Source organism: Cupriavidus sp. CuC1, assembly GCF_044627735.1.
Taxonomy (GTDB): domain Bacteria; phylum Pseudomonadota; class Gammaproteobacteria; order Burkholderiales; family Burkholderiaceae; genus Cupriavidus; species Cupriavidus ulmosensis.
Genome location: NZ_JBIUHC010000116.1, coordinates 21699 through 32143 on the forward strand (window position 1 = coordinate 21699; position 10445 = coordinate 32143).

The window sequence follows — 10445 nt, forward strand, 5'->3', positions numbered from 1 at the left end:
GGAGTTGGGAACTCTAGGCCAGTTGCAATGACTAAGTCCCCCAGTCGCTGAACCGTGGCGTCAGTCACAATTACTCCGGCGCCCTACGCGAGCCTCACCCATCTGCCTACAGAAACCGAATCACTTATTTGTAAGTTTTCTCATCTATTCTGAGAACCTACACCGAATCAAACATCAATATTCCGCGCCACCAACGCATTACTCTCAATGAAGTTCCGGCGCGGCTCAACCTCATCCCCCATCAGCGTAGTAAAGATCTGATCAGCCGCAATAGCATCCTCAATCTGCACCTTAAGCAAACGGCGCTGAGTAACGTCAAGGGTCGTCTCAAACAACTGCTCAGGATTCATCTCCCCCAGCCCCTTATACCGCTGACGAGAAACCCCACGCTCGGCCTCAGACAACAACCACTGCATAGCAGCATGGAAGTCATTCACCGTCTGATCCCGCAGCTTCTCACCCTCACCACGGCGCACCTTGGTGCCTTCCGCAATCAACCCCTGGAAGGTCTTGGCAGCCAGCGACAGCGCGGCGTAGTCAGCACCGTGAACAAAGTCAGCGTCCAGATGCGACAACCGCACATTGCCATGATGCCGGCGAGCAATCATCAGACGATGCTTGTCCGTCTTCTCATCAAACTGCGCATAGACATCCGCCGTGCCGTCGTCATTAACCGCAGCCCCAAGCAGAGTCTTGGAGTGCATCTCAGACAACTTGGCCTTCAGCGCAGTAGCTGAGGCTTCAGCAGCGGCAGCACTGTCCAGGTCCAGCTCGATGCCATCGGCAATAGCGCGCAGCGCATCGCTGTCCACGATGCGGGACAGGCGGCCGATCACGGCTTCGGCCAGTTGGTACTGGCGAGCCAGCTCAGTCAGCGCATCACCAGAGACTTCGCTGCCGTCTGGATTGACCAGCGCAGCCTTTTCCATCGCCAGGCGCAGCAGGTAGGCATTCAGCTCGGTGTCATCCTTGATATACCGCTCTTCCTTGCCGTGCTTGATTTTGTACAGCGGCGGCTGGGCGATATACACATGGCCGCGCTCGATGATGTCGGGCATCTGGCGGTAGAAGAACGTGAGCAGCAGCGTGCGGATGTGGGAGCCGTCCACGTCCGCGTCGGTCATGATGATGATGCGGTGGTAGCGCAGCTTGTCGAGGTTGTAGTCGTCCTTGCCGATGCCGGTGCCTAGCGCGGTGATCAGCGTGAGCACTTCCTGGCTGGAGAGCATCTTGTCGAAGCGCGCGCGTTCCACGTTCAGGATCTTGCCCTTGAGCGGCAGGATGGCCTGGAACTTACGGTCGCGGCCTTGCTTGGCGGAGCCGCCTGCGGAGTCACCCTCCACCAGGAAGAGTTCGGACTGGGCCGGATCCTTCTCCTGGCAGTCGGCGAGCTTGCCGGGCAGGCCCATGCCGTCGAGCACGCCTTTGCGGCGGGTCATTTCGCGGGCCTTGCGGGCGGCTTCGCGGGCGCGGGCGGCGTCTACGATCTTGCCGCAGATGATCTTGGCGTCGACCGGGGTCTCCAGCAGGAAGTCCCCGAGTGCCTTGGCGACGAGTTCTTCCACGGGCAGGCGGACTTCTGACGAGACGAGCTTGTCCTTGGTCTGCGAGCTGAACTTGGGCTCGGGCACCTTCACGGACAGTACGCAGGCCAGGCCTTCGCGCATGTCGTCGCCGGTGGTTTCTACCTTGGCCTTTTTGGCGATCTCGTTTTCTTCGATGTACTTGTTCATCACGCGCGTCATGGCGGCGCGCAACCCGGTGAGGTGGGTGCCGCCGTCACGCTGCGGGATGTTGTTGGTGAAGCAGAGTACTTGTTCGTTGTAGCCGTCGTTCCACTGCATGGACACTTCTACGGCGATACCGTCTTTTTCGGTGTTGGCGTAGAAGATGTTGGGGTGCAGGACGCTCTTGCCGCGGTTGATGTACTCGACAAAGCCTTTGACGCCGCCGGAGAAGGCGAAGTCTTCTTCCTTGCCGGTGCGCTGGTCGGTCAGGCGGATGTGCACGCCGTTGTTCAGGAACGAGAGCTCGCGGATGCGCTTGGAGAGGATCTCGTAGTGGAACTCGACGTTGGTGAAGATTTCTTCATCGGCGAGGAAGTGGACTTCGGTGCCGCGCTTGTCGGTGGGGCCGATGACCTTCATCGGCGAGACTTCCACGGGCACGCCGTCGGGGCCGGGCACGGTTTCCACTACGCGGTTCTGCACGGCGCCCTGGGCGAACTCGAGCAGGTGGGCCTGGCCGTCGCGGCGCACGGTCAGGCGCAGCCACTTGGAGAGGGCGTTTACGCAGGACACGCCCACGCCGTGCAGGCCGCCGGAGACCTTGTAGCTGTTCTGGTTGAACTTGCCGCCGGCGTGCAGCTCGGTCATGGCGATTTCTGCCGCGCTGCGCTTGGGTTCGTGCTTGTCGTCGAACTTGACGAGCGGGGGGATGCCGCGGCCGTTGTCGGTGATGGAGATCGAGTTGTCGCTGTGGATGGTGACGGTGATTTCCGTGCACCAGCCGGCCAGGGCTTCGTCGATGGAGTTGTCCAGCACTTCAAATACGAGGTGGTGCAGGCCGGTGCCGTCGGACGTGTCGCCGATGTACATGCCCGGACGCTTGCGCACCGCCTCCAGGCCTTCCAGGATCTGGATCGAGCCTGCGCCGTAGCTGTCTTGCTGTTGCGGTTGCGATTGCGGTTGTTGCTCTTCGGTCATGTTCTCTTACTCACGGCGAATGCGGCGATCTCTCGTCACGCCCGGATGGGCGCGCCCGGATCGGGCCGCATAGCGGGTTACATAAAAACGGCAAAAGGGGCGGATCTTGACGATCCGGCCCCTGGTGCGGCGGGTCTTGCGCGGGCCCCTTGGGGCGCCTGCGCAAGCCGTGGTGTGCCGTTAGATGCTCCGGTTTTGCGTATCTTGTGGTCCCTGTTACCGGCTCATCAAATGCGCATCGGCATGACGACGTACTTGAAGTTGTCGTCTTCCGGCACGGTGATCAGCGCGCTCGAATTGGAGTCGCCGAGGCTGACCTGGACTTGCTCGCTCTTGAGGTTGGCGAGCACGTCCAGCAGGTAGGTCACGTTAAAACCTATATCGAGGGCGTCCCCCGAATAATCAAGTTCGAGCTCTTCCTGCGCCTCTTCCTGGTCGGCGTTGGTGGAGCTGATCTTGAGTACGTGCGTATCCAGGATGCAGCGCACGCCCTTGAACTTGTCGGTGGTCAGGATGGCGGTGCGTTGCAGGGCTTGCTGCAGCTTGACGCGATCGATGGCGAAGGCGTTCTTGTAGCCCTTGGGGATCACGCGCTGGAAGTCCGGGAACTTGCCTTCGACCAGCTTGGAGATCAGCTCGATGTTGGCGAAGGTGAACTTGACCTGGTTGGCGGCCAGTTGCACCTTGACGGGATCGTCGTTGTCTTCCAAGAGGCGTTGCAGCTCGAGGATGGTCTTGCGCGGGATGATGACTTCCTGGCGCGACGGGGCGCCTTCGCCGCTGGTGGCTTCCGTATCCAGCTCAACGCCGCAGTAAGCCAGGCGGTGGCCGTCGGTGGCGACTGCCATGACCTTCTTGCCGTCCACCACCAGCAGCATGCCGTTGAGGTAGTAGCGGATGTCTTGCTGGGCCATGGCGAAGTGGACCATGGCGAGCAGGTGCTTGAAGGTCTTTTGCGGCAGGCTGACGGAGGCGCCGAACTCGCTGGCTTCGGCTACCGTGGGGAATTCCTCGGCGGCCAGGGTCTGCAGCGCGAAGCGGCTCTTGCCGGACTGCACGGTCATGCGCTTGTCGTTGAGCGACAGGGCGACTTCGCCGTCGGGCATGGCGCGCAGGATGTCGAGCAGCTTGCGGGCGGCCACGGTGGTGGCCACGGTGTCGTTGCCCACACCGCATTCGGCGTGCGTGGTGATCTGGATCTCGATGTCGGTCGAGAGGAAGGAGACGTTGGACCCGGACTTGCGAATCAGCAGGTTGGCCAGGATCGGGAGTGTGTGGCGGCGCTCCACGATGCCGCTCACGATTTGCAGCGGACGCAGCAGATTGTCTCGCGAGGTTTTGACCAATTGCATTGAATTTATCCTTCGTCGTTTGTAGTAAGCGACCGCGGGTGCGCACTGACTGGCACTAACTCGCTGCGTGTATTTCCAAAATGACTTTGGAATCAACGAGTTAATTTGCCATTGTACCAAGGATAAGCCGCTGCGGTGAAGCGGGAGAAGCGCGATCGGAGAGTGAATTTGTGCGCAAAGCGACACAAATTCAGACTTCTTCGGCTGCTGGCGACTTTTGTCGCTGGCCGCCCCCTCCGCCCGCCCGTCCCGACTCACCGCAAAGCCTTAGCCCAGGCCGTTTTCATGGCAATGTTCCGCAATGCCCCGGTGTTGCTTTCCGATTGATTCATGCGCCGGATCCTGCCCGGCGCGTACCCTACAGTATGCCAGCCCCGCGTGACCGGGCCGGCAAATGCTGCTTCACTGCGATTTCACGCGCCAGGTCAGCCCTTGAGCGTCTGTTCCAGCACGTGCAGCTCGTGGTTGAGCTGCGCATCTTTACTGCGCTCATCGGCGATCTTGCGCACCGCATGCAGCACGGTGGTGTGATCGCGTCCGCCGAACAGCTCGCCGATTTCCGGCAGGCTTTTCTGCGTGAGTTCCTTGGCCAGGTACATGGCAATCTGGCGGGGCCGCGCGATATTGGCGGGCCGCTTCTTGCTGTACATGTCCGCGACCTTGATGTTGTAGAAATCCGCGCAGGTCTTCTGGATGTTCTCGACAGAGATCTGGCGGTTCTGCACCGTCAGCAGGTCCTTCAACGCTTCACGGGTGACATCGATGGTGATGTCCTTGCCGTGGAAGTTGGAGAAGGCGAGGATCTTGCGCAGCGCGCCTTCCAGCTCGCGCACGTTCGATCGCAAATGCTTGGCGACGAAGAAGGCGACTTCCTCGGGCACGCTCACATTCTCGGCGGCGGCTTTCTTCATCAGAATGGCGACGCGCATCTCCAGCTCGGGCGGCTCGATGGCGACCGTGAGGCCGGAATCGAAGCGCGAGATCAGGCGATCATCGATGCCGCTGATTTCCTTGGGGTACGTATCGCTGGTGATGATCACCTGCGCCCGGTTGGCGATCAGGGCTTCGAAGGCGTAGAAGAACTCTTCCTGCGTGCGGTTCTTGCCGGAGAAGAATTGAATATCGTCGATCAGCAGCAGGTCGAGCGAGTGGTAGTAGCGCTTGAACTCGTCGAACGCTTTGCGCTGGTAGGCCTTGACCACGTCGGAGACGTATTGCTCGGCGTGGATGTAGCGGATGCGGGCGCGCGGGTTCTCCAGCAACATGAAGTTGCCGATGGCGTGGATCAAGTGGGTCTTGCCCAGGCCTACGCCGCCGTATAGATACAGCGGGTTGTAAGATTTACCTGGGTTGTTGGCCACCTGGATGGCCGCGGCGCGCGCGAGCTGGTTGGCCTTACCGGTGACGAAGTTGTCAAAGGTGAGGATGTGGTTCAGGCGCGAGCGCTCGTGCACCGAGTCGTTCTGCTGCTGGCCGCCGAGCTGGTTGCCGGGGTGGCCTTGGTGACCTTGGTGACCTTGTTGGCCCGGGTGCCCCTGGTGGCCTGGGTGACCTTGATTGCTGCCGCCCTGGTTACCGGGGTGGCCGCCCTGCATGGCCTGCTGGGACGGCTGCACGCGGTAGGAGCGGGCGCTGGCTTCGGCCGGGTCGAGTTGCGGCACGTCGATGTCGACGATCTCGCCACCCATGCCGCCCATGTTGCTCTGGCTGGCGTTGCCGGGATAGTTGCCGCCGCTACCAGAATTGCCGGGGTAGGGCGCTTGCCCGCCGCGCTGGCCGGACTGGTTCATGGGGCCGTAGCCCTGGCCGCCCTGGCCCGGCTGCATGCCGGGCTGGCCGAAGTGTTGCGACAGCGGCTGGCCGGACGGATAGCCGGGGCCGGCGTGCGCGGGCGCCATGCCGGGCTGGCCCGGCTGACCGGGTTGTTGCGGATAGCCGGCAGCCGCCCGGCCCGAGGCGGCGGGGTCCAGGACAAAGTGAACGCTAACGTTGGCTTCCCAGTATTCGCAGGCGAGCGCGGTGATGCGGCCGGAGAACTGGCTTTTTACCCAATCGAGCTTGAAGCGGTTGGGCGCGGCGATACGCAGCGCATGCGCTTCCTCGTCGAAGGCGACAGGCGCCAACGGCTTGATCCAGGTCTTGAACTGTTGCGGCGTCAGTTCGCGCTCGAGTTGCGCGGCTGCTGCCTGCCAGAAATCTTGCATTGTTTTGTTGTTCGGTGTTCGCCACGGTGCATGGACAGTCCGGCCGAATGGACGACAGGCAAAGATCGGTGAGGCATCCCTGCCAGAGGTACGTTCAACCTGAAAGCGATCGCAAAGCGATCCGCAATGACCCCGCAGCCCGGGCCCCCATGGTGATCGACGCGACAAGCGGGAGTCGCTGACGAGCGAGGCGACGAAATCGTCGCTGCCCGTTGCGCGTCCGTTGTCCGGCATGCCAGGGGTGTTGCCCGGGTTGCGCTTGCGCCACGCAGCCCGTGTGGTGTTTGGACCCGGATTGTACCCCCCGCCCCAAGTTATCCACAAAGGATAAGTCTGTGGATAAGTTGTGAAAAAGCAGTGAATTGTTGTGCACAACCCTAGTTCTGGCGCGGGTTTCCGGGTAGGTAAAACGCAGGAAAAGCTAGTGGAAACAGAGACTTCGCTCACCCCCACCGACCCCGGGCAGCACCCCTGAAGAAAAAAAACTTACCCACTGGCGATTGTGGACAATGAAATACAACGGGCTGTTGCGTATTTTTCAGGCAGGGGTGCAGAAGAAGGCTCTAATCCATCTGCAGTCTTGACACGTCGCGCGAAACTCAGTTAAATGGCGGGTTCTGCGATGCCGCAGGGGATCACGTATGCGCATCGCCGGGTCTGACCTGTTCCGTGCAAGACTGGTGCGTTTGGCTTTTCACTAAGCTGGCTTTTCACCGAGCCAAAGCGTGCCGGAAATAGCTGGATTGGCCGGAACAGGCAGCGGGCCGGGCAGGCTGATGGGGTTGGAACGGATGGGTTGACTTACGTTGATTTATGATCCGCTCCGGCAAGATTCCCTCCCTCAACTGCTTCGCTGCCTCGCGAGCGTCGAGTACCGATTCGTCGGTGCCATCGATTCGCGAGATGGAGATTCACGCGGCCGGCAGCAAGATCACCACAGCAGTCGGCAACACCGCAAACCGCGGCAGCCCCATGCGAACCATACGCGGCGGCGCCCGGCTTAACGCCGGAAGCCGGGCGAGCCCAGATCAACCAGAGAGTGCAACATGAAACGTACATACCAACCTTCCGTTACCCGCCGCAAGCGTACCCATGGTTTCCGCGTGCGCATGAAGACCCGCGGCGGCCGTGCCGTCATCAACGCGCGTCGTTCCAAGGGCCGCAAGCGCCTGGCAGTCTAAGGGCCTGGCGACCGGCTTTGGCGGTGCTGCAGTTTGCGCCGCCTTGGCCACTCGCCTCGCCTTTTGGACGGCCGGTAGCCAGCAGCCAAGCACGGCTTTTCCGCTCGCTTTGCCTAGCATGACTACCTTTGCCTACCCTAAAGCCGCGAGGCTCACAAAAACGGATGAGTTTTCATCCGTTTTTGCATTGCGCCCGCGCAGGCGCAGCCAGCATTTCGTGCTGTATGTGGGCGAGAACGGCCTGCCGCAAGCCCGCCTGGGCGTGGTGGTTGGCAAGAAGTTCGCAGCGCGTGCCGCCGAGCGCAACCTGGTCAAGCGCATGGTGCGGGAACTGTTCCGCGTGCGGCAGGACAAACTCGCGGGCCGCGATGTATTGCTGCGCCTGCAGGCCAAGTTTCCGCGTGCGGAGTTTGCCAGCCGCACCGCGATACGCCGGGCGTGCCTGGCCGAGTTGACTGGCTTGTTCGAGGTAGCGGTGCGTCCGCTGGCCCCGCGCCCTGCTGCCCCTTCCGGGGTGTCGCCGCCAACGTCCGCCGAGGCTGCGCCCACTGAAGTCCCGCCCTCGGGCGCTCCCGCTTGTTGACCGCCCCCAGCCCGCTGCCATGAAGCGAATCCTGCTTGCCCTGCTGCGTATCTACAAGATCGCCCTGAGCCCGTTTTTTGGCTCGCAGTGCCGCTTCCTGCCTACCTGTTCCGATTACGCCCGCGAAGCGATCCTGTGCCATGGCGCAGGGCGCGGCAGCTGGCTGGCCGCTTGCCGGCTATGCCGTTGCCATCCGTTCACGGATGGCGGGTATGATCCGGTGCCACCGGCATCGGCAACAAAGCAAGACCGGGCTCGCCCCGCGACTGGCCATCCAGTCACGATCCGGCTACCCCGCCCCTGATTTCCCCCGACCACAGCGAGACATGGATATCAAACGCACCATACTCTGGGTCATCTTCTCGATGGCCCTCGTGCTGCTCTACGACAACTGGCAGCGCGCCAACGGTCACCAGTCGATGTTCTTCCCGAGCGCGACGCAGCAGGCTCCGGCAACCGCAGGCGGCGCTTCGGCCCCGCAAGGCGACGTGCCCAAGGCCAATGCCACTGCCGGCACCGCCGCAGGCGCCCCGGCGTCCGTCCCGGTAGCCGCGGCCCAGCCGAGCGGCGAGAAGATCGTGGTCAGCACCGACGTGATGCGTGCCCAGATCGATACCGCCGGTGGCATCCTGACGCGCCTGGAACTGCTGAACCATAAAGAGCACGACGGCAAGCCGGTCGTGCTGTTCGAGCGTGACCAGACCCGCACCTATATGGCGCGTTCCGGCCTGATCGGTGGCGACCTGCCCAACCACACCACGGTGTTCACCGCTTCGGCGGGCCCGCGCGACCTGGCCGGCTCGGACAAGGTGGCGATCACGCTGACGGCGGAGAAGGACGGGGTCAAGCTGGCCAAGACCTATACCTTCCACAAGGGCAGCTATGTTGTGGACACGCAATTTGCCGTGACCAACGACAGCGGCAAGCCGGTCTCGCCGACGCTGTACATGGAACTGACGCGCGACGGCAGCAAGGTCGAGCAGTCGCAGTTCTATAGCACCTTCACCGGCCCGGCCATCTACACCGACGCCGACAAGTACCACAAGATCACCTTCGACGACATCGGCAAGGGCAAGGCCTCGGTCCCCTCGGCCGGTACCAGCGGCTGGGTGGCGATGGTGCAGCATTACTTTGCGTCGGCGTGGATTCCGCAGTCGGGCAAGGAGCACAGCTTCTACGTCGAGAAGATCGACAACGACCTGTTCCGCGTGGGCGTGCAGCAGCCGCTGGGCGCCATCGCCCCGGGCGCCACGGTGACCACCGATGCGCGCCTGTTCGCCGGCCCGCAGGAAGAGCGCATGCTCGAGAAGATCAGCCCGGGCCTGGAACTGGTGAAGGACTATGGCTGGCTGACCATCCTGGCCAAGCCGCTGTTCTGGCTGCTGGAGAAGCTGCATGGCTTCCTGGGCAACTGGGGCTGGTCGATCATCGCGCTGACCGTGCTGATCAAGCTGGTGTTCTTCCCGCTGTCGGCGGCAAGCTACAAGTCCATGGGCAAGATGAAGGACCTGCAGCCCCGCATGACCGCGATGCGCGAGCGCCTCAAGGGCGATCCGCAGAAGATGAACCAGGAGATGATGGCGCTGTACCGCACCGAGAAGGTCAATCCCCTGGGCGGCTGCCTGCCCATCGTGATCCAGATCCCGGTGTTCATTGCGCTGTACTGGGTGCTGCTGTCGTCGGTTGAGATGCGCGGTGCGCCTTGGCTGGGCTGGATCCATGACCTGTCGGTGCCGGATCCGTTCTACATCCTGCCGGTGCTGATGGCCGTGTCGATGTTCGTGCAGACCAAGCTGAACCCGACCCCGCCGGACCCCGTGCAGGCGAAGGTCATGATGATCATGCCGCTGGTGTTCTCGTTCATGTTCTTCTTCTTCCCGGCCGGCCTGGTGATGTACTGGGTCACCAACAACGTCTTGTCGATCGCGCAGCAATGGCAGATCAACCGGATGCTTGGCAAGAACAAGGTGAAGACCGCTGCGGTGGTTAAGAGCTGAGGTTGAAGTTGCAGTGCATAGAGGCTGGCGGGTGGCAAACCCGCTGGCGACAAAAAAGCCCGGTGCGATGCGCCGGGCTTTTTTTTGCCTTGAACGAAGCCGACTGAAAAGGCCAAAACCGTCTGGAATGACGATGGCTTTAGCTCCCTCTCCCCTCACGGGGAGAGGGCTGGGGAGAGGGGCGGTTCGGCTAGGAGCCACTTAAAGCGAAGCCAATGGTTGTTTCCGGCATCGCGCCGCAGCGAGCCCCCGCCCTCTCCCCCGGCCCCTCTCCCACAAGTGGGAGAGGGGAGAAAACCGGCGGCATTGACTCGCCGGCTGCCGCTCCCTTGGTGGCGTTGCCTAGCCCTACTTTCGCAAAGCAAGGCGCTGGATCGGAGCTCTTGGCCCGTAAATCATGGACTGAATGGGCTCGGACGTCAT

General features: G+C 62.1%; 7 protein-coding genes. 4 read left to right on the forward strand and 3 right to left on the reverse strand.

What is annotated here, in order from left to right:
* Positions 1–167: 167 nt before the first annotated feature.
* The 3 genes from gyrB to dnaA form a co-directional block, all read right to left on the reverse strand.
* Complete coding sequence (gene gyrB / locus ACGLHR_RS36250) at positions 168–2705, reverse strand: DNA topoisomerase (ATP-hydrolyzing) subunit B (RefSeq protein ID WP_318234583.1); 2538 nt, start codon at positions 2703–2705, stop codon at positions 168–170.
* 227 nt (positions 2706–2932) lie between these two features.
* Entirely contained in the window at positions 2933–4057 is a 1125-nt protein-coding gene (dnaN, locus tag ACGLHR_RS36255) for a DNA polymerase III subunit beta (RefSeq protein WP_318234584.1), read from the reverse strand.
* Between the two features lie 425 nt (positions 4058–4482).
* Positions 4483–6261, reverse strand: a complete 1779-nt coding sequence (gene dnaA, locus ACGLHR_RS36260; RefSeq protein WP_400100012.1) for a chromosomal replication initiator protein DnaA — start codon at positions 6259–6261, stop codon at positions 4483–4485.
* A 1046-nt stretch (positions 6262–7307) separates the two neighbouring features.
* Here dnaA and rpmH point away from each other — a divergent pair.
* From rpmH to yidC, 4 genes are all read left to right on the forward strand, one after another.
* Positions 7308–7442, forward strand: a complete 135-nt coding sequence (gene rpmH / locus ACGLHR_RS36265) for a 50S ribosomal protein L34 (RefSeq protein WP_006161855.1) — start codon at positions 7308–7310, stop codon at positions 7440–7442.
* A 118-nt stretch (positions 7443–7560) separates the two neighbouring features.
* Positions 7561–8025: a ribonuclease P protein component gene (gene rnpA / locus ACGLHR_RS36270; RefSeq protein WP_400100014.1), complete on the forward strand. Its 465-nt coding sequence runs from the start codon at positions 7561–7563 to the stop codon at positions 8023–8025.
* Between the two features lie 19 nt (positions 8026–8044).
* On the forward strand, positions 8045–8329 hold the full coding sequence (gene yidD / locus ACGLHR_RS36275) for a membrane protein insertion efficiency factor YidD (protein WP_082054956.1): 285 nt from the start codon (positions 8045–8047) through the stop codon (positions 8327–8329).
* A gap of 22 nt (positions 8330–8351) precedes the next feature.
* Complete coding sequence (yidC, locus tag ACGLHR_RS36280) at positions 8352–10022, forward strand: membrane protein insertase YidC (RefSeq protein ID WP_400100017.1); 1671 nt, start codon at positions 8352–8354, stop codon at positions 10020–10022.
* Positions 10023–10445: the final 423 nt, after the last annotated feature.

Excerpts from the sequence above, each read along its gene's own strand:
- gyrB (WP_318234583.1), bottom strand. The coding sequence starts at position 2,705 with ATGACCGAAGAGCAACAACCGCAATCGCAACCGCAACAGCAAGACAGC.
- dnaN (WP_318234584.1), bottom strand. The coding sequence starts at position 4,057 with ATGCAATTGGTCAAAACCTCGCGAGACAATCTGCTGCGTCCGCTGCAA.
- dnaA (WP_400100012.1), bottom strand. The coding sequence starts at position 6,261 with ATGCAAGATTTCTGGCAGGCAGCAGCCGCGCAACTCGAGCGCGAACTG.
- rpmH (WP_006161855.1), top strand. The coding sequence starts at position 7,308 with ATGAAACGTACATACCAACCTTCCGTTACCCGCCGCAAGCGTACCCAT.
- rnpA (WP_400100014.1), top strand. The coding sequence starts at position 7,561 with ATGACTACCTTTGCCTACCCTAAAGCCGCGAGGCTCACAAAAACGGAT.
- yidD (WP_082054956.1), top strand. The coding sequence starts at position 8,045 with ATGAAGCGAATCCTGCTTGCCCTGCTGCGTATCTACAAGATCGCCCTG.
- yidC (WP_400100017.1), top strand. The coding sequence starts at position 8,352 with ATGGATATCAAACGCACCATACTCTGGGTCATCTTCTCGATGGCCCTC.